The organism is Reyranella sp. (assembly GCF_004297265.1).
Taxonomy (GTDB): Bacteria; Pseudomonadota; Alphaproteobacteria; order Reyranellales; family Reyranellaceae; genus Reyranella.
Genome location: NZ_SCUT01000022.1, coordinates 1 through 19,300 on the forward strand (window position 1 = coordinate 1; position 19,300 = coordinate 19,300).

Genomic DNA, 19,300 nt, shown 5'->3' on the forward strand with positions numbered 1-19,300 from the left:
TATCCCGGTCCCCGGCGTCGATCCGGCTGCCCTGGCCGAGATCTTCAAGCAGAATGCCGGCGGCATCGCGGGCCTGCTCGACGTGTTCTCGGGCGGCTCGATCGGCCGCATGTCGGTGCTGGCGCTCAGCATCATGCCGTACATCTCGGCCTCCATCATCATGCAGATCCTGACGACGGTGGTGCCGTCGCTGGAGGCGCTGAAGAAGGAAGGCGAGGCGGGCCGCAAGAAGATCAACCAGTACACACGGTATGGCACCGTGATCCTGGCGACCTTCCAGGCCTATGGAATTGCGGTCGGCCTTGAGAGCCAGGTCGCTGCGGCCGGTCCCGTCGTGTTCGATCCCCGCATCTTCTTCCGCTTCGTCACCATCGTCACGCTGGTCGGCGGCACGCTGTTCCTGATGTGGCTGGGTGAGCAGATCACGGCGCGCGGTGTCGGCAACGGAGTCTCGTTGATCATCTTCGCCGGCATCGTCGCGGCCCTGCCGGACGCGCTTGTGCAGACCCTCGAGCTCGGCCGCACGGGCGCCCTGTCGGCGCTGTTCATCATTGCGCTGGTGGTCGGCATCGTGCTGGTCGTGGCGGTCGTCGTCTTCGTCGAGACGGCGCAGAGACGGATCGTCGTCCAGTATCCCAAGCGCCAGGTCGGCAACCGCATGTATGGCGGGGAGGCCTCGCACCTGCCGCTGAAGATCAACACGGCCGGCGTCATCCCACCGATCTTCGCTTCTTCCCTGCTGCTGTTCCCGGCGACGATCGCGTCGTTCCAGGGCGCCGGCGAGCCGGGCTGGATCCAGTGGTTCTCGACCTATCTGGGCCATGGTCAGCCGGCTTACCTGATCGCCTATATCGGCCTGATCGTGTTCTTCTGTTTCTTCTACACGACCGTTGTGTTCAATCCGGCCGACACGGCCGACAATCTGAAGAAGAACGGCGGCTTCATTCCCGGCATTCGCCCGGGCAAGAACACGGCCGAGTATCTCGAGTACATCCTGAACCGGCTGACGGTGATCGGTGCTCTCTATCTCTCGGCGGTCTGTATCCTGCCCGAGCTGCTGATCGCCCGCGGCGGCGTGCCCTTCTACTTCGGCGGCACCAGCCTCCTGATCGTGGTTTCGGTCACGCTCGACACGGTGACCCAGGTGCAGGCGCACCTGCTCGCCCATCAATATGAGGGCCTCATCAAGAAGGCCCGCCTGAGGGGCAAGGGCCGATGAACATCATTCTTCTGGGACCGCCGGGCGCCGGCAAGGGGACGCAGGCCCAGCGGCTGCAGCAGGAGAAGGGGCTGATCCAGCTCTCGACCGGCGACATGCTGCGGGCGGCGGTCGCCTCGGGCAGCGAGCTCGGGCAGAAGGCCAAGGGCATCATGGAGCGGGGCGAACTGGTTCCCGACGAGCTGATGGTCGGCCTGATCAAGGACCGGATCGCCCAGCCGGACTGTGCCAAGGGCTTCATTCTGGACGGTTTCCCGCGCACCGAGGCCCAGGCCAAGGCGCTGGACAAGATGCTGCTCGAATCGGGCAAGAAGCTCGACCGGGTGATCGAGATGGAGGTCGACGAGACGGCGCTGACAGAGCGCGTCGTCGGCCGGTTCTCCTGCGCCAAGTGCGGCACGGGCTACCACGACAAGTTCAAGCGGCCGAAGGTCGATGGGGTCTGCGACGTCTGCGGATCGACCGACTTCACCCGCCGCAAGGACGATAATGCAGAGACTATGAAGACTCGCATGGCTGCCTACAGGGCTCAGACCGAGCCCTTGCTGCCCTACTACAGCGCCCGCGGGGTGTTGCGGAAGGTCGACGGGATGGCCGCGATGGACGAGGTTTACCGTCAGATCACGGAGGTTCTGGCGGGGACTTGACAAGGGTGAGTTCCATTGACTCGGGGGCGCGGATACCTATAATCGCGCGCTTTTCCGGGGCCAGCGGAACATGTGACGGGCGCGCGCGAGCGCGCCATAAGTCTTTGAAGGAGTTGGGACTTTGGCTCGTATAGCCGGTGTGAATATTCCGACCGCCAAGCGTGTGGTGATCGGGCTTCAATACATCCACGGGATCGGTGCGGCGAAAGCCAAGGAGATCTGTGGAAAAGTTGGGATCGACGAGTCGCGCCGCGTGAACACGCTGAGCGACGACGAGGTCATCCGCATTCGCGAGACCATCGACCGCGACTATACGGTCGAGGGCGACCTGCGTCGCGAGGTAGCGATGAACATCAAGCGCCTGATGGACCTTGCCTGCTATCGCGGGCTGCGCCATCGCCGCGGCCTGCCGGTCCACGGCCAGCGCACGCATACCAATGCGCGCACCCGCAAGGGTCCGGCCAAGCCGATCGCCGGCAAGAAAAAAGTGACGAAGTAAGAGGGGATCAGGGTCATGGCCAAAGCTGCCGCTACCGGCGCCGCGCGTCCCCGTCGCAAGGAACGCAAGAATATCATCGCGGGCGTCGCCCACGTGAACGCCTCGTTCAACAACACGATCGTCACGATCACCGACGCGCAGGGCAATGCCATCGCCTGGTCGTCGTCGGGCCAGCAGGGCTTCAAGGGCTCGCGCAAGTCGACCCCGTTTGCCGCGCAGATGGCCGCCGAAGGCGCCGGCCGCAAGGCGATGGAACATGGCATGCGCACGATCGAGATCCTCGTGCGGGGCCCGGGTTCGGGCCGCGAGTCGGCGCTGCGCGCGCTGCAGGCCGTCGGCCTCGCCGTGACGTCGATCCGCGACGTGACGCCGATCCCGCACAATGGCTGCCGCCCGCCGAAGCGCCGTCGCGTCTGATTTCGAGCAGAGGCGGCGCTTCTGCGCCGCCCGCTCTTGAGGAATGTGTCGCGGGCCCTGCGGGGCTCGCATGAACCGGTCTAGAGGGGTAGCCCAAGTGCTTCAGAAGAACTGGCAGGACCTGATCAAGCCGGAGAAGCTTGTCACCGAAGCCGGCGTCGATCCCGGTCGCGTCGCGACCATCGTCGCCGAGCCGCTCGAGCGCGGTTTCGGTCTCACTCTCGGCAACGCGCTGCGTCGCGTCCTCTTGTCGTCGCTCCAGGGTGCTGCCGTCACGTCGATCAAGATCGACAACGTGCTGCATGAATTCTCGTCGATCCCCGGCGTCCGCGAGGATGTGGTCGACATCGTGCTGAACATCAAGGCGATGGCCGTGAAGATGCAGGGTGACCGCCCGCAGCGTCTCTATCTGCGCGCCGTCGGCCCTGGCGAAGTCACCGCTGGCATGATCGAGTTGCCCGGCGACGTCCAGATCATGGATCCCAAGCACCTGATCTGTACGCTCGACGATGGCGCTTCGATCTCGATGGAACTCATGGTCGCCACCGGCAAGGGCTACATCCCGGCCTCGGCGAACCGCCCGGAAGATGCGCCGATCGGCCTGATCCCGGTCGATTCGGTGTTCAGCCCGGTCAAGCGCGTCTCCTACAAGATCGAGAACAGCCGCGTCGGCCAGGTCACCGACTACGACCGCCTGTCGATGACGGTCGAGACCAACGGCACGACGATGCCGGCCGATGCCGTGGCGCTCGCCGCCCGCATCCTCCAGGACCAACTGCAGCTCTTCATCAACTTCGAGGAGCCGCGCGAGGTTCGCAAGGAAGAGCAGCAGGACGACTTCCCGTTCAACCGCAACCTGCTGCGCAAGGTCGACGAACTCGAGCTGTCGGTCCGTTCGGCCAACTGCCTGAAGAACGACAACATCATCTACATCGGCGATCTGGTTCAGAAGACCGAGGCGGAGATGCTGCGTACGCCGAACTTCGGCCGCAAGTCGTTGAACGAGATCAAGGAAGTGCTGGCCGGCATGGGCCTCCACCTGGGTATGGAAATCCCGGGCTGGCCGCCGGACAACATCGAGGAAATGGCCAAGCGGCTGGAAGAGCCGTACTAGGCCGGTAGAAGGAAATAAGTCATGCGTCACAATAATCGCGGCCGGAAGTTCCATCGCACGGCCGAGCATCGCAAGGCGATGTTCATGAATCTCGCCGGTGCCCTCATCAAGCACGAGCAGATCACGACCACGCTGCACAAGGCGAAGGACCTCCGTCCGATCGTCGAGAAGCTGGTCACGCTCGGCAAGCGCGGCGGCCTGCACGCGCGCCGTCAGGCGATCGGCTTCCTGCGTGATCCCTACGTTGCCGACAAGCTGTTCACCACGCTGGGGCCGCGCTACTCCAAGCGCAACGGCGGCTACCTGCGCGTCCTCAAGGCGGGCTATCGCTTCGGCGACGCCGCCGAGATGGCCGTGATCGAGTTCGTCGAGCGCGACACCTCCGCCAAGGGCCAGGACAGCGGTCCGTCTGCCGACAAGGCCGAGCAGCAGGAAGCGGCGTAAAGCCTCTCCGCTCATGCATTTGAAAACGCCCGGTCGAAAGACCGGGCGTTTTTCTTTGTGCTGGTGGCGCGCCCCCTGCAGAAGGCTAAGCTGGGGTATGAGCTTTATCTTCAGGACAGCGCTGCCGTCCGAATTTGCCGAGGCGGACCGTGTCCTGCGCGCCGCGTTTACACCCTACCTCGCCAGGCTCGGGCGGGAGATCCCGGTTGATTACTACAAGTGGCTGCCGGCATCGATCGAACGCGGCGACGTGTTCGTGGCGGACGAGGACGGGCGGGTGGTCGGCGTCGCGGCCACCGAGCGGCGGGAGGCGGAACTCTTTCTCGACCGGCTGGCGGTCGATCCTTTGAAGCAGGGCACCGGGCTTGGACGCTGGCTGCTTCGGCGGCTCGACGAGGTCGCGCGCGAGCGGGGAGACCGCACCGTGTCGCTCGTCACGGCCGAGATGATGGATCATCTCGTCAGGCTCTACGGCAGCCATGGCTTCGAAATCGTCCATCGCGGACCGCCGGATCACGGCAAGGACGCCCACATCCGTGTGCACATGGTGAAGACGCTGTAACACGCCGCAACGATCGGTAACGGGCGGCAATGATTTGTGTTTTCCCCGCCGCGCGCGTTCGGCCGACCTTGCGCGCGTGCAAGTCGCCATCGTCCTCTTCGCCGTATTCACGGCCACCATGGCCAACGGGGCCGTATTCGCAACGCTCGGCCTGTTCGGTCGCGAAGTCGGCCTCGGCGAGTTCGAGGTCGGTACGATCTTCGCGTCCTCCGGCGTGCTGTTCTTCCTGACGGCTTCATCCTGGGGTCGCCTCTCGGACCGCTTCGGCAGAGCGACGGTCATGGCAGCGGGACTTGTCGCGACCGCTATTTCGCTCGCGCTGTTCGCAGCCTTCTACGCAGCGTTCTTGCCGTACGCCTTCCTCGGACTGTTGGCTGCGCGCATCGTCTACGGATTGTTCGCCGGTGGCATACAGCCGGCGGCGATTGCCTGGATGGTCGATGCGACACCGCGCGAGCATCGACAGGCGGGCATCGGCCTGGTTGGCGCGGCGGTGAGTGTCAGCAGCGTGTTGGGGCCTGCTTTCGTGGCGATGCTGGTGGACTACGGTCTTGCCTGGCCGGTTGTTGCCGCTGCCCTCTTGGTCGCCTTGGCCGCCCTGGCGATGGCTGGCGTCCGCGAAGGCCCGCGGCCGGCTGCGACGGCGCAGGCGGAGGCCGCACCGGTCGATGGCCTCGCGGCCTATGCGCTGCTGGCCTTCGTCATGGTCCTGGGCTTCGGCGCCCTGCAGCCGACCACGGCCTTTTATGTCCAGGACCGCTTCGGGCTCGAGACAGAAGCGGCGATCCGCGCGACGGGGTTCGCGTCGGCAGCCTTTGCCGCCGGGGCCTTCCTGGTCCAAGCGGTCGGCGTGCGTGCTCTCGCGCTGGACACCAGGGACATGATGACCCTGGGCTTCGTCCTCTGCCTGGCCGGCATCGTAGGCGCCCTGGTGGCACGCGGCCCGAACGTGCTGATCGCGGCGTTCTCCGTCCTCGGCATCGGCTACGGTCTGGCGCAGGCGGGCCTGATGATCGACGCTGCCCGGCTGGGCGGGGAGCACCGACAGGGGCTGGTCGCGGGCCGGCTGCACGCCGCCATGGCGGCAGGCTGGATCGCCGGTGCCTTGAGCGGCTCGGCCCTCTACGGGCTGTCGATTCGGGCGCCGCTTCTGATCGCCGGAGCGGCGCTGGCGCTGTGTGCGGTCAGAACTGCTCTTCCGAGAGTGCGAACACCGTCCGCCCCGCCGCCTTGAGTGGGCCGAGCTGGGCCAGCGCCGGCGGCAGAACGACCTCGGCGTAGAAGCGCGCCGTCACCAGCTTGGCCTCGAGGAAGGCGGGATCGCCGTCGCGCTGACCCAGCCGGGTCTGGGCCACCAGGGCGCTGCGGGCCAGCAGCCAGCCGCCGAGGGCGGTGCCCGCGAGGCGCAGGAAGGGCACCGACCCGGCGAGCGCGTTCACCAGCTCGGCCTTGACCGACTGAGCCACCCATTTGGTCGCATCCTCGAGCGCATCGGCCGCGGCCACGAGGCCGGCCCGGATCGCCTCCAGGTCGTCACCGGGCGCAGTCTTCATTTCCTCGGCCGTGGCGCGCATCTCGGCGACCAGCGCCAGCATGGTCTCGCCGCCGTCCTTGGCGACCTTGCGGCCCACCAGGTCGCGCGCCTGGATCCCGTTGGTGCCCTCGTAGATCGGCAGGATGCGGGCGTCGCGCAGGTGCTGCGCCGCACCGGTTTCCTCGATGAATCCCATGCCGCCATGGATCTGCACACCGGTGGAAGCGATCTCGTTGCCGAGGTCGGTGAACCAGGCCTTCACGATCGGGATCAGCAGGTCGACCCGGTCCTGGATCCTGCGGCCCGCCGCCTTGTCGGGCTGCTTCAGCGCGCCGTCGATGCCGGCCGCGGTGTAATAGCCCAGTGCCCGCATCGCTTCGATCTGGGCGCGCATGCTCATCAGCATTCGGCGGACGTCGGCATGATGGACGATCGACACCGAGGCCGGCGCCGCGCTGCCGTCGTCCTTCGACTGCACGCGGGTGCGCGCGAAGGCCGCTGCCTGCTGATAGGCGCGCTCGGCGATGGCGAGGCCCTGGATGCCCACGGACAGACGGGCATTGTTCATCATGGTGAACATGTAGGAGAGGCCGCGCCCTTCCTCGCCGACGAGATAGCCGACCGCACCGCCATCGTCACCGAACGACATCACGCAGGTGGGGCTGGCATGGATGCCGAGCTTGTGTTCCAGCGACACGCAGCGCAGGTCGTTGCGCTTGCCCGGCGTGCCGTCGGCGTTCGGCAGATATTTCGGCACGATGAACAGCGAGATGCCGCGCACGCCGGCCGGCGCGTCGGGGGTGCGCGCCAGCACGAGGTGCACGATGTTCTCGGCCATGTCGTGCTCGCCGTAGGTGATGAAGATCTTCTGGCCGGTGACGAGATAGTGGTCGCCGTTCTTCACCGCGCGGCTCTTGAGCTGGCCGAGGTCGGAGCCCGCCTGCGGCTCCGTGAGGTTCATGGTTCCGGTCCATTCGCCCGAGATCATCCTGGGCAGGTAGGCTGCCTTCTGTGCATCGGACCCGTGATGGTGAATCGCATCGATCGCGCCCTGGTTCAGCAGCAGCACCAGGCCGAACCCCATGTTGGCGGCTTGCCACATCTCCTGCACCGCGGTCGCCAGGAGCCACGGCATACCCTGCCCGCCGAACTCCGGATCGAAGGGCAGCGAGTTCCAGCCGCCTTCGACGAACTCCTTGTAGAGGGCGGCGAAGCCCGGCGCGGTGCGGACCACGCCGTTCTCGAGCCTGGCGCCCACCTTGTCGCCCTCGCGGTTGAGGGGGGCGAGGCCGTTGCCGGCCAGCTTCCCGGCTTCCTCGAGCACCGCGTCGATCGTGTCGTCCGTCGCATGCTCATAACCGGGCAGGCCGGCGACGCCGGAAAGGCCGGCGACTTCGCGCAGGGCGAAACGCATGTCGGCCAGCGGGGCAGTGTAAGTCATGTGAATTCCTCCGGGCCGCAATATGCCGTGCTCGGTCGCTTTTGGCGACCGGCTCGGCTATTTTGCGACCAACATGACGAACACAGTCCTGCTGTCGATCGACGGCCCCATCGCCACCATCACACTGAACGATCCTGCGAAGCATAATCGTCTCGATCCCGCGGGGTTGAAGCTGCTGCGCCAGGCGGTCGAGAAGGCGGATGCCGATCCCGCCGTGCGCGCCACGGTGATCACCGGCACGGGCGACAAGACCTTCTGCTCCGGCTACGACCTCGGCTCGATCCCGGCCGGCGAGCGCAAGGACGAGGGCGGCGACAACACCTTCGAAGTCGTCATGGACCGCATCGAGGCGATGCGCATGCCGACCCTGTGCGCCCTGAACGGCGGTGTCTATGGCGGCGCCACGGACCTTGCGCTGGCCTGCGACTTCCGGCTCGGCGTCAAGGGCATGCGCTTCTTTATGCCCGCAGCGCGCTTCGGACTGCATTACTATCCGAGCGGCTTGCGCCGCTACACGCAGAAGGTGAGCCCGAGCTTCGCCAAGCGCGCCTTCCTGCTGTCGGAGGATTTCCACGACACCGAGTTGCTGGCCGTCGGCTATCTCGACTGGCTGGTGGAACGTGCCGAGTTCAAGGACAAGGTGGCCGAGAAGGCCGCCCGCCTGGCGGGCCTCGCGCCGCTTTCCATGTCAGGCATGAAGCGCGCCATCGAGCAGTTCGCCCAGGCAGCCCCGGACATGGCTTCGATTCGCCAGACCCAGCGCGCCTGCGCCACTTCCGACGATCTCAAGGAGGGGCTGGCGGCGCTCGGCGAGCGTCGCACGCCGTCCTTCAAGGGGCGCTGACCGAAGGGTACCGGCAACTGATCGTGCCGGTTGTCCCAAGATTGCCGCGATTCAATGCAGGATGCCGGCAGTATCTGAGGTCGTGCCGACAGCCGCCTGCCGGGGTATTCTCTCGCCAGGCGGTAAATCGAGAAACGGCCGCTGAAGCGAAGAGAACATGCAACGCCGCCTAGCTGCCATCGTCCACGCCGACCTCGCCGGGTTCACCCGGATGATGGAAGGCGCCGAGACCCGAACGTTCCGCCATCTCAAGTCGGCGCAGATCGAGGTCTGGCGTCCCGCCATCGATGCTGGACGCGGCCGGCTCGTCGGTACGGCCGGTGACGCCATGCTGGCGGAATTCGGCTCGGCCGTCTCTGCCGTGGCGGCGGCCATCGACATCCAGGAGCGGATGGCGCGCTTCAACGAAGCGCTCAGCGAGGAGCAGCGCATGCTGTTCCGCGTCGGCGTTCATCTCGGCGAAGTCATCATCGACGACGAGGACCAGAATATCTTCGGCGACGGCGTCAATCTGGCCGCACGCATCCAGACACTGGCGGAACCGGGTGGTATCGCGGTCTCGCGCGCCGTCCGGGACCTCGTCGAGTTGCGCACCGAGTACGCTTTCCACGACGGCGGCGAGCATCAGCTGAAGAACGTCAGTCGTTCGGTACAGGTGTTTCATGTGCGTCCGGCCAAGCTCATGGCTCCCGGCACGACGACGCGCATGGTTCCGCAGATCATCTTGCGCTTCGAGGGGCCGGATTCGGCCGGCCGTAAGCACACGTTCGAAGTGTCGATGGAGAAACTGGTCGGCCAGTCGCAAGGCATGTGCATCGGCCGTGCCGCCGACCAGTGCGAGTTGGTCGTGCCCCACCCGACTGTGTCGCGCCGGCATGCGAGGCTAAGCCTCTCCGGCGAGGCGCTGCAGGTCGAGGATCTCGGCTCGACCAACGGCACCGCGGTCAACGGCACGGTCCTCAAGGCGGGTGCGCCGACGGCGCTGCAGGCGGGATCGAAGTTGCGGCTCGGCGATGTCGAGCTGGTCGTCCATCACACCTAGCGGCGTGCTCCGCCCATGAACCAGCCCACGACTCTTTCCGGCGCCACGCCGCCGCCCGAGGTCGACTACGTCTCGCTGAAAGCCGGCCAGACGATCGGCCGCTACGAGATCGTGTCGGTACTGGGACAGGGTGGTTTCGGCATTACCTATCGTGCCCGCGACGTGCAGCTCGGGCGCGAAGTTGCGATCAAGGAGTACCTGCCGTCGGCGCTGGCCGTGCGCCAGGATGGCTCCACGGTGCTGCCGCGCACGACCAAGATGGCCGACGATTTCGGCTGGGGGCGCGACCGCTTCGTCACCGAGGGCCGGACGCTCGCCAGCCTCCATCGCGTGCCGGCGATCGTGCAGGTCTTCGACTTCCTCGAAGCCAACGGCACGGCCTATATCGTCATGGAGCTGCTGAGCGGCGCCACGCTCGAGGACCGCATCAACACCGGCGGCAGGCTGAAGCCCGAGGAAGTCGATCGCATCCTGTGGCCGCTGCTTGATGGGCTGGAGCAGGTTCATGCTGCGGGTTTCCTGCATCGCGACATCAAGCCGGCGAACATCCTGCTCGACGCCGCCGGCAATCCGACCCTGATCGATTTCGGTGCGTCGCGCGCGGCGATGGTCGGCCGCACGGCGGCGATGACGGCGATCTTCACGCCGGGCTACGCCGCGGCCGAACAGATGACGTCGGCCAAGCAGGGACCGTGGACCGACATCTACGGCCTCGCCGCCACGATCTATCACGCCATCGCCGGCAAGGCGCCACCCAACGCCTTCGACCGCATGCTGGACGACACCTACGAGCCGCTCGGCAAGCTGGCGCCTGCGGGTTTCTCGCCGGGCGTCCTGGCCGGTGTCGACGCCGGGTTGACGGTGGCGGCGCGCGACCGCCCGCAATCGATTGCCGGCTGGCGGCCCATCCTCGGCATGACGGCCGCGCCGGAGCCCGGCGCCACGATGGTCATGGGCAAGACCGAGGAGGCGCCGGCCGAACGCGTGTCCGTCCTCGGGCCGGCAACGGCGGCCTCCGTCACGGCGCCTCCGCCCGCACCGAAATCACGCGCCGGCCTGTGGGCCGGTGTCGCGGCTGTCGTGCTGCTGGCGATCGGTGGCGGCGGCTACTATGCGATGGCCACGCGCGGGCCCGATCCCGAGATGGTGAAGGCGCGTGCCGCGGCCGAAGCGGCCGAGGAGGCGCGGCGCAAGGCGGCGGAGGAGGCCGAGCAGCTGCGCGCCGAGAAGGCCGCGCAGGAAGCCAAGGCAAAGGCCGAGCAAGAGGCAAGAGCGAAGGCCGAGCAGGACGCGAAGGCCAAGGCCGACCTGGAGGCGCAGGCCGACGCGGCCCGGCGCCAGTTCGAAGAAGATACTCGCCGCAAGGTCGAGGCGGAGATCGCCGAGAGAAAGCGCGCCGAAGAGGAATCCCAGCGCAAAGCTGCCGAGGAAGCCGCTGCCCGGCAGAAGGCGATCGAGGACGCGCGCAAGGCGATCGAGTTCGTCGCCGGCAACTTCGACCATTTCGGCAAGACACTGATGCTGATCGGCCTCAAGGACCGGCCCGCCGAGATCAGGCTGCAGGGTGTCGACAGCGTCGATGATCCGGCGCTGCACAAGCTCGCCGCCGATTCGCTGGCGGCCCAGCCGCGCAACCTGCGCTGCCGGCAGACCGATCGGTTGACCGATGGCACGCCTCTGTATCGCTGCCTGATCACCAAACGAAACTCCAAGGATCCGCTCGCCGACATTCCGGACTCGGATCGCGACGACCTCGCGCTCGTCCTGGTCCGGACCGGCCTGCTGCTGGCCTCATGCGACGCTCCGCGCTCCTATGCGGATGCGGAGGACGATGCTCGTGGCAGCAAGCAGTATCTCTGGAGTAGAGTGAACGTTCCTGAATACAAAAGGAGATGCACCAGATGACTGCAGTGACTGCTGACACGGCCTTCTTCTCCGGCAGGAAGATCGTCGTGCGGATCGTTGGCGTGGTTGCGGCTCTCGGGCTCGCGGCCGCCTGTACGGACGACCGTGGTCAGCCGAACAACCAGACGACCGGCACTGTCATGGGGGCGGCGCTGGGCGGTGTCGTGGGCGGCTTGGCCTTCGGATCCGTCGGTGGCGCGGTCGGTGGCGCACTGGTGGGCGGCCTGGCCGGCAATCTCGTGGGACGTGCGCTCGACGATCAGGAGCGTCGCCGTCTGGCCGAAGCCACGCAGTATGCCTTCGTCGCCGAGAACAACGTGCCGACCACCTACACGGTCGAGCCCACCAAGACCTCTTCGTCGGCTGCGACGACGGCGCCGCCGACCGTGGTGAGCGCCAAGCCGGTCGCGCCGGCGACCAGCCGCGCCGATGGCAGCACCTGCCGCCCGATCGAGCTGACCGCCACCAAGAACGGCCAGACCACGACCGAGACGACGACGTTCTGCAAGTCGGCCGGCTCGCAGGAACTGAAGCCCGTCTCGGTCTGATCCACCGACATTCTCGTGAGCGGCCGGCGGTTTCTGACCGCCGGCCGTTTTCGTTCGGGGAGGCTGGCCGGATCGACACAACTCGGTCATTTTCCTGAGCGAGGAGAGAGACATGGCAGGCAATCCACAGGCAGCGAAGTTGCGGGACCTCCTGGCGCGGGGCGAGTTCATCCTGGCGCCGGGCGTCTACGATGGTATTTCCGCGCGCGTCGCGGACCGCATGGGCTTTCCCGCTCTCTATATGACGGGCTACGGGGCCACGGCGTCGATGCTGGGCCTGCCCGACGCGGGCCTCGCGACCTATTCCGACATGCTGGGCCGCGCCGAGATGATCTGCTCCGTCGTCGAGACGCCGCTGATCGCCGATGCCGATACCGGCTATGGCGGGCTGCTGAACGTCCAGCGCACCATCCGCGGCTACGAGGCGGCAGGCGTCGCCGCAATCCAGATCGAAGACCAGGAGATGCCCAAGAAGTGCGGCCATACCCCGGGACGGCGGGTGGTCCCGGCCGAAGACATGGTGCTCAAGCTCCGGGTCGCGGCGGAGGCTCGCCGGCACGAGGAGACGCTGATCGTGGCGCGCACCGATGCGCGCACGGCGCTGGGGCTCGACGAGGCGCTGCGCCGCGCCCGGCTCTACGAGGAGGCGGGTGCCGACATCATCTTCGTGGAGTCGCCGGAGAGCGAGGCCGAGCTGGAGCGCATTGGCCGCGAGGTGAGCAAGCCACTGCTCGCCAACATGGTCGAGTTCGGCAAGACGCCGCGGGCCGAGGTCGACCGGCTGAAGAAGTGGGGTTTCGATCTCGCGATCTATCCGGTGCTGGGCCTGAGCGTTGCCGCCGAGGCGATGAGGCGGTCGTTCGCGCACCTCAAGGACAGCGGCACCAGCCTGGGCGATCCGCTGCCGCAGTATCAGGACATCCACGGGCTGATGGGGTTCCCCGAAGTCTGGGACTTCGAAAAGCGCTGGGCGACATGAACGGCAAGCAGTTCCTCGAACTCCTGTCGCGCCTGCCGGCCCGCGTCTGGATCCAGGCGATCCTGGGACTGATCGGCTTCGTCGTGCTGGCGGTGCTGGGCTTTGCCGTGATCGCGGGTGTCGCTGCCGTCGCGCTGGTCCTGCTGCTGGCCTACAAGGCCAAGGCCTGGTTCATGAGCTTCTTCCGCCGCGACCTCGAACCGGCACCGCCGGCCCGGCACCATGACGGCAAGATAACCGACGTCCAGTTCGAGATCGTCGACCGCACCAACGACCGCACGCCGCGGCCTTAACAAAACTCCGTCGTCTCGACTGGAGCGCCGCAGGGGCGGAGTGGAGAGACCTTCTCTCCACTAAAAGCCAGCCATTTGTAGAGGGAAGGTCTCTCCACCACGCCTCGCTGCGCGAGGCTCCGGTCGAGACGACGGAATTTATCTAAACCCGGAGGATCTTTCCCGGGTTCATCAGGTTCTGCGGATCGAGCGCGCGCTTGATCGTGCGCATCGTGTCGATCTCGACCTTGCTGCGATAGTGCGCGAGTTCGTCGACCTTGAGCAGGCCGATCCCGTGCTCGGCCGAAATCGATCCGCCATAGCTCACGACGAGGTCGTAGACCGCGGCATTTACCGCATGAGCGTGCGGCATGAAGCGTGCCTTGTCCCAGCCTTCCGGCGCCTGGCAGTTGAAATGGAGATTGCCGTCGCCGACATGGCCGAACGTTACCGGCCGACCTTCGGGCAGCGCCTTCTTCATCGCGGCGAGTCCTTCGGTCACAAAAGCGGGGATCTTGCTCACGGCGACCGAGATGTCGTGCTTCACCGAGGGGCCCTCCTTCTTGGAGGCCTCGGTGTGGTTCTCGCGCAGGCTCCACAGCGCGCGAGCCTGGGTCTCGTTCTGGGCGATCGTGGCGTCGAGCACGAGACCCTGCTCCATCGCCTCGCCGAGATAGGCTTCCATCTTCTCGCGCAAGCCCCCCTGGTTCTCGCCGTCGCGCCGGGCGCGCGTAGAAGACCATTCGAGCAGCACGTACCAGTCGTGCTTTTCCGCGAGAGGATCGGCGGCGCCGGGAATGTGCTGCAGCACGAGGTCGATCCCCTGGCGGCCCATCAGCTCGCAGGAGGTGACATTGTCCTCGGAGGCGGCATGCGCGCCGCTCAGCAGGGCGACGGCGGCTGCCGGCGAGGGGACGGCGACCCAGGCGGTGGCGACGTCCTTGGCTTTTGGCCAGAGCTTCAGCACCGCTCGCGTGATGATGCCCAGGGTGCCTTCGGCACCGAGATAGAGGTCACGCAGGTCGTAGCCGGTATTGTCCTTCTTCAGCGCCCGCAGCCCGTTCCAGATTTCGCCCTGGGGTGTCACGACTTCGAGGCCGAGCACGAGCTGGCGGGCATTGCCGTAGTGCAGGACCTGCACGCCGCCGGCGTTGGTCGAGAGGTTGCCGCCGATCGAGCAGCTTCCTTCGGCGGCCAGCGAAAGTGGAAACAGCCGGTCGTTTGCCGCCGCGGTCTCCTGGATGGTCTTCAGAATGACACCCGCCTCGACCGTCATAGTGTAGCCGATCAGATCGATGTCGGTGATGCGCGACATGCGGTTGAGCGACAGGACGATCTCGCGGCCCTTCTCCTGCGGGATGCCGCCGCCGACGAGGCCGGTATTGCCCCCCTGCGGCACCACGGAAACCTTCTCGGCCGCGCAGAGCCTCACGACAGCGGCGACTTCCTCGGTGTTCGCCGGGCGCACGACAGCCAGCGCATTTCCCACGAAGCTTTCGCGCCAGTCGGTGACATAGGGATGCTTGCCCTGGTCGTCGGTGATCAGGCCCTTGTCGCCGACGATGGCGCGCAGCTTTTCGACGAAATCGCTCATCAGATACGCAATACCTTGCCGGGGTTCATGATGTTCTTCGGATCGAGCGCCCGCTTGATGGTGCGCATCGTGTCGAGCTCGATCCTGGAGCGGTAATGGGCCAGCTCGTCGAGCTTGTCGATGCCGATGCCATGCTCGGCCGAAATCGAACCGTCGAGGCTCGTCACCAGGTCGTTTACCGCGCGGGTGATGGCGGGCGAATACTGGCTGAGCGTCGGCCGATCCATGCCCTTCGGTCCCATGAAGGAGAAGTGGATGTTGCCGTCGCCGATATGGCCAAGCGGGTAGGGGCGGATGCTGGGCAGGATGTCGAGTGCGGCCTTGAGGCCGCGTTCGATGAACTCCGGCACCTTCGAGATCGACACCGAGATATCGTAGCTGAGGCCTGGCCCTTCGGCGCGCGACGCCGGGGCGACCGATTCGCGGATCACCCACATGTTGCGCGCCTGCGCCTCGCTCTGGGCGATCACGGCATCGAGCACGCGGCCGGCTTCCATCTGGTCGGCGAGGAACTGCTCCATCTTCTTGGACATGCCCTCTGTGCCTTCCACCTTGGGACGCGCCGAGGTCCATTCGAGCAGCAGGAACCACTGCGTGTCCGCCTTCAGCGGATCCTGCGTGCCGGGAATGTTGCGCAGGACCATGTCGGTGCAGGTCCGGCTCATCAGCTCGCACGAGCCGACATTGTCCTCCGACGCGGCGTGCGCTTCGGACAGGATCTCGATGGCGGCTTGCGGATCGCGGATGGCCAGCCAGGCGGTGGCCGTGTCCTTGGCGGCGGGCCACAGCTTCAGCACGGCCTTGGTGATGATGCCGAGCGTGCCCTCGGCGCCCATGAACAGATGTTTCAGGTCGTAGCCGGTATTGTCCTTCTTGAGCGCACGCAGCCCGTTCCAGATGTCGCCGTTGGGCAGCACGACCTCGAGACCCATGACGAGGTTGCGCGCATTACCGTAACGCAGCACCTGCACGCCGCCGGCGTTGGTCGAGAGATTGCCGCCGATCATGCAGGAACCCTGGGCGCCCAGGAACAGTGGGAAGAAGCGGTCATGGCTGGCCGCGGTCTCCTGCAAGGTCTGCAGCACGCAGCCCGCCTCGACGGTCATCGAGTAACCGACCGGATCGACGTTCAGCACCTTGTTCATGCGGCCGACCGACAGGACGATGCCGGTGTGCGACGGCCAGGGCGTGGCGCCGCCCATCAGGCCGGTATTGCCGGCCTGCGGCACGATGGCGATGCCGTTGTCATGGCAGAGCTTCACGACCTTCGAAACTTCCTCGACATTCGCCGGCCGCACGACGACAGCGGCGTTTCCGACGATCGAGCCGCGCCAGTCGGTGACGAAAGGCTGCTTGCCCTGGTCGTCGGCGATCAGGCCCTTGTCGCCCACGATGGCGCGCAGACCTTCTAGGATCGCGGGCGTGACGGGAGCCGTCGGAATGGTAGGCATGAGGGCGGTATCAGGCATCGTTTCCTCTCTTTGTCGGCAGACTAGCGCTGCCTGTTGGAATCGTCATCCGCGGCGGCGCGGCGTAGCCGGTCGTTGATCGCGAGGCCGAGGCCGGTATGCGGAACGGGCATCACGGCGATGCGGCCGATACCTGGCCGGTCGAGCGCTCGCATCATGGCGAACAGGTTGGCGGCCGCCTCGCCGAGGTTGCCGGACGGGCTGAGATTCATCGTCAGCATGGCGCCCGTGGGCACGGTATCGCCGAAGGCGAGGAGCCCCTCGTCGCGCGACACCGAAGTCGCCTCCAGCCGCACGGGACGCGACGGTGCGTAGTGACTGTGGAGCTGGCCGGGGGACTTTCGGGCGGCGTCGCCGGTCGGGATGGCATCGCTGAGCGCGATCGGGCCGATCGCGGCTTCGATCGCCTCGCGTGTCGCGCCGCCGGGGCGCAGCAGGATGGGCATGTCACCCGAGAGATCCAGGACCGTGGATTCGACGCCGACGAGACAGGGGCCGCCGTCGAGGATCATCGGCGCCCGCGCGCCCAGTGACTGCGCGACATGCTCGGGACGGGTGGGACTCACTTCGCCGCTACGGTTGGCGGAGGGCGCGGCGATCGGCCGGCCGGTCGCCCGCATGAGGGCCTGGGCGATCGGGTGCGAGGGCGCGCGGATCGCGACCGTGTCGAGCCCGGCAGTCGCCAGCAACGCGATGGGCGACCCCTCGGACCGCGGCAGCACCAGGGTGAGCGGGCCCGGCCAGAGAGTGGAGGCGAGTTTCTCTGCCGTATCGTTCCAGCGCACGAATGCGCGCGCGGTCGCGGCATCGGGCACGTGGCTGATCAGCGGATTGAACTGCGGGCGGTTCTTGGCCTCGAAGATCGCGGCGACGGCGCGCTCGTTCGTGGCGTCGCCGCCCAGCCCGTAGACGGTCTCGGTCGGGAAGGCGACGAGGCCGCCTTCCCGCAGAGTCCGGGCGGCTGCGGCGATGGACTCTACCGTCGCCTCGACCACGCTCATCGTGCCGCCAGGCTGCGGGCGATGAAATGCGGGTTGGCGAAGCGCGGCTTGCCGTAGAGCAGGGGCTTGCCGTCGACGGTGACCACCTCGCCGCCGGCGGCCTCGAGTACGCCCTGTGCCGCGCCGGTATCCCACTCCATGGTCGGTCCGAAGCGCGGATAGATGTCGGCCTTGCCTTCGGCGATCAGGCAGAACTTCAGCGACGAGCCGGCCTGCACCCGGTCGGCGACAGTCAGGTCATTGTTGCGGAACCATATGTCCAGGTCGTTGAAGGTGCCGTGACTGCGGCTCGCGCAGGCGGTCAGGCCCTCAGTCGGTGGCGTGCGAGTCCGTATCGGCTTGAAAGGGCCTTTGCCTTCGCGCTTGTCGGCACCAAGCCCTTTGGCACCCCGCCACAGAGTGTCGGTGGCCGGAGCCAGCACGATCCCGAGGGTCGGGCTGCCGTTCTCGACGAGGGCAATATTCACCGTGAATTCGCCGTTCCTCTTGATGAACTCCTTGGTTCCGTCGAGCGGGTCCACCAGCCAGAAGGGACGGCCATCGTCGAGTGTCGGAACGCGGCCCGCCGCCATCTCCTCCTCGGCGATGATCACCAGGCCCGGCGTGAGCTTGCGCAGCCCGGCCAGGATGACCGCTTCAGCGGCATGGTCGGCATCGGTGACGGGACTCTTGTCGTCCTTGTCGCGCACACCATGATCGCCCGCATAGATGCGCATGATCTCACGCGCGGCTTCCTCGGCGATGGTGGTGCAGGCGTCGCGGAGAATGTCGAGGGAGAGCGGCTGGGTCATGGCTGTCCTTATAGACGGTGGCGGCTTCGCCTTCACCGCAAAGTCCACCCGCGAGCATGCGGCTTGATATCGACAGGTTGATGGCTATCCGGCCAGGACGCGGCCCGCGACGGCGTCGAGCTTGGCTACCATCTCCGCCGAGCGGACCGTCGGCGAGGTGATGAGCGCGTGTTCGAGTGCACGGTCGCAGCCGGACGGGCAGGGCGTGGGGCGGTCGGCCTTGAGGCGCGGCGCGATCATGGCGACCAGCGCCTTGGCTTTCGCGGCATTGTCGAACAGTACGCGGACGATGTCGGCGACCTGTACATGGTCATGGTCGGGATGCCAGCAGTCGAAGTCGGTGACCATGGCGACGGTGACGTAGCAAATCTCCGCCTCGCGGGCGAGCTTGGCCTCCGGCATGTTGGTCATGCCGATCACGTCGCAGCCCCAGCTCCGGTAGAGGTTCGATTCGGCGAGGCTGGAGAATTGCGGCCCTTCCATCGCGAGGTAGGTGCCGCCCTTGCGGATCGGGAAGCCGGCTTGCTGCGCGCAGTCGTAAGCAACTTCGGCCAGCCGGTTGCAGGTCGGCTGCGCCATCGAGACGTGCGCCACCAGACCCTCGCCGAAGAAGCTCTTCTCGCGGGCGAAGGTACGGTCGATGAACTGGTCGACGACGACGAAATGGCCCGGCGGCAGGTCCTCGCGCAGTGAGCCGCAGGCCGAGAGCGACAGGATGTCGGTGACGCCGACCCGTTTCAGGGCGTCGATGTTGGCGCGGTAGTTGATCGAGCTCGGGGAGTGGGCATGGCCGCGGCCATGGCGGGGCACGAAGACGACCTCAAGCCCGTCCAGCACGCCGAACAGGAACTCGTCCGACGTCTCACCGAACGGCGAGGCGATCCGGCGCCATTCCGGGTTCCTGAGACCGGCCATGTCGTAGACGCCGCTGCCGCCGAGAATTCCCAACACTGTCATATGCTTCTCCTGGTTGGCGGT

General features: G+C 66.6%; 20 protein-coding genes. 14 read left to right on the plus strand and 6 right to left on the minus strand.

The genetic code is table 11. The features are described from left to right. From secY to EPO41_RS08380, 8 genes are all read left to right on the plus strand, one after another. Window positions 1–1,219: preprotein translocase subunit SecY (gene secY, locus EPO41_RS08345; protein WP_296323131.1), on the plus strand; the 1,219-nt coding region annotated here is incomplete at its 5' end. Beyond that, entirely contained in the window at window positions 1,216–1,866 is a 651-nt protein-coding gene (locus EPO41_RS08350) for an adenylate kinase (protein WP_296323134.1), read from the plus strand. The genes secY and EPO41_RS08350, both read left to right, overlap by 4 nt. Window positions 1,867–1,987: 121 nt before the next feature. Continuing rightward, complete coding sequence (gene rpsM / locus EPO41_RS08355) at window positions 1,988–2,365, plus strand: 30S ribosomal protein S13 (protein WP_230552260.1); 378 nt, start codon at window positions 1,988–1,990, stop codon at window positions 2,363–2,365. A 15-nt stretch (window positions 2,366–2,380) separates the two neighbouring features. Beyond that, a complete protein-coding gene (rpsK, locus tag EPO41_RS08360; RefSeq protein WP_296323137.1) occupies window positions 2,381–2,782 on the plus strand; it encodes a 30S ribosomal protein S11 in 402 nt (133 codons plus the stop codon). A gap of 70 nt (window positions 2,783–2,852) precedes the next feature. Then, the gene (locus EPO41_RS08365; RefSeq protein ID WP_296323140.1) at window positions 2,853–3,896 is read left to right on the plus strand and encodes a DNA-directed RNA polymerase subunit alpha; all 1,044 of its coding nucleotides are present in this window, start codon (window positions 2,853–2,855) and stop codon (window positions 3,894–3,896) included. A 21-nt stretch (window positions 3,897–3,917) separates the two neighbouring features. Further along, entirely contained in the window at window positions 3,918–4,340 is a 423-nt protein-coding gene (gene rplQ, locus EPO41_RS08370; protein ID WP_296323143.1) for a 50S ribosomal protein L17, read from the plus strand. 97 nt (window positions 4,341–4,437) lie between these two features. After that, window positions 4,438–4,902 (plus strand): GNAT family N-acetyltransferase, encoded by a 465-nt coding sequence (locus EPO41_RS08375; protein WP_296323145.1) that lies wholly within the window; start codon window positions 4,438–4,440, stop codon window positions 4,900–4,902. Between the two features lie 76 nt (window positions 4,903–4,978). Further along, window positions 4,979–6,136 (plus strand): MFS transporter, encoded by a 1,158-nt coding sequence (locus EPO41_RS08380; RefSeq protein WP_296323148.1) that lies wholly within the window; start codon window positions 4,979–4,981, stop codon window positions 6,134–6,136. Here the strand turns inward: EPO41_RS08380 and EPO41_RS08385 are convergent. Further along, complete coding sequence (locus EPO41_RS08385; RefSeq protein ID WP_296323150.1) at window positions 6,087–7,877, minus strand: acyl-CoA dehydrogenase; 1,791 nt, start codon at window positions 7,875–7,877, stop codon at window positions 6,087–6,089. The two genes, EPO41_RS08380 and EPO41_RS08385, sit on opposite strands and share 50 nt — an antisense overlap. 73 nt (window positions 7,878–7,950) lie before the next feature. Between EPO41_RS08385 and EPO41_RS08390 the strand changes: the two genes are divergently transcribed. From EPO41_RS08390 to EPO41_RS08415, 6 genes are all read left to right on the plus strand, one after another. Next, window positions 7,951–8,721 carry an enoyl-CoA hydratase-related protein gene (locus tag EPO41_RS08390; protein WP_296323153.1) on the plus strand — a complete coding sequence of 257 codons (771 nt, stop codon included), beginning with the start codon at window positions 7,951–7,953 and terminating at the stop codon, window positions 8,719–8,721. 157 nt (window positions 8,722–8,878) lie between these two features. Then, on the plus strand, window positions 8,879–9,763 hold the full coding sequence (locus EPO41_RS08395; RefSeq protein WP_296323158.1) for an adenylate/guanylate cyclase domain-containing protein: 885 nt from the start codon (window positions 8,879–8,881) through the stop codon (window positions 9,761–9,763). A 15-nt stretch (window positions 9,764–9,778) separates the two neighbouring features. Continuing rightward, window positions 9,779–11,668, plus strand: a complete 1,890-nt coding sequence (locus EPO41_RS08400) for a protein kinase (RefSeq protein ID WP_296323161.1) — start codon at window positions 9,779–9,781, stop codon at window positions 11,666–11,668. Beyond that, window positions 11,665–12,216 (plus strand): glycine zipper domain-containing protein, encoded by a 552-nt coding sequence (locus EPO41_RS08405; RefSeq protein WP_296323164.1) that lies wholly within the window; start codon window positions 11,665–11,667, stop codon window positions 12,214–12,216. Before EPO41_RS08400 ends, EPO41_RS08405 begins: the two co-directional genes overlap by 4 nt. Before the next feature lie 112 nt (window positions 12,217–12,328). Beyond that, on the plus strand, window positions 12,329–13,195 hold the full coding sequence (locus EPO41_RS08410; RefSeq protein ID WP_296323169.1) for an isocitrate lyase/PEP mutase family protein: 867 nt from the start codon (window positions 12,329–12,331) through the stop codon (window positions 13,193–13,195). Further along, on the plus strand, window positions 13,192–13,488 hold the full coding sequence (locus tag EPO41_RS08415) for a hypothetical protein (RefSeq protein ID WP_296323172.1): 297 nt from the start codon (window positions 13,192–13,194) through the stop codon (window positions 13,486–13,488). Before EPO41_RS08410 ends, EPO41_RS08415 begins: the two co-directional genes overlap by 4 nt. A gap of 142 nt (window positions 13,489–13,630) precedes the next feature. Here EPO41_RS08415 and EPO41_RS08420 read toward each other — a convergent pair whose 3' ends face one another. From EPO41_RS08420 to EPO41_RS08440, 5 genes are all read right to left on the minus strand, one after another. Beyond that, window positions 13,631–15,061: an FAD-binding oxidoreductase gene (locus EPO41_RS08420; protein ID WP_296323175.1), complete on the minus strand. Its 1,431-nt coding sequence runs from the start codon at window positions 15,059–15,061 to the stop codon at window positions 13,631–13,633. Continuing rightward, entirely contained in the window at window positions 15,061–16,530 is a 1,470-nt protein-coding gene (locus tag EPO41_RS08425) for an FAD-binding oxidoreductase (protein ID WP_363246958.1), read from the minus strand. The genes EPO41_RS08420 and EPO41_RS08425 overlap by 1 nt, the downstream gene beginning before the upstream one ends. Window positions 16,531–16,553: 23 nt before the next feature. Next, window positions 16,554–17,531 carry an L-threonylcarbamoyladenylate synthase gene (locus tag EPO41_RS08430; RefSeq protein WP_296323181.1) on the minus strand — a complete coding sequence of 326 codons (978 nt, stop codon included), beginning with the start codon at window positions 17,529–17,531 and terminating at the stop codon, window positions 16,554–16,556. After that, entirely contained in the window at window positions 17,528–18,322 is a 795-nt protein-coding gene (gene cysQ, locus EPO41_RS08435) for a 3'(2'),5'-bisphosphate nucleotidase CysQ (protein ID WP_296323184.1), read from the minus strand. Before cysQ ends, EPO41_RS08430 begins: the two co-directional genes overlap by 4 nt. 84 nt (window positions 18,323–18,406) lie before the next feature. Beyond that, entirely contained in the window at window positions 18,407–19,279 is an 873-nt protein-coding gene (locus EPO41_RS08440) for an S-methyl-5'-thioadenosine phosphorylase (protein ID WP_296323187.1), read from the minus strand. Window positions 19,280–19,300 lie beyond the last annotated feature (21 nt).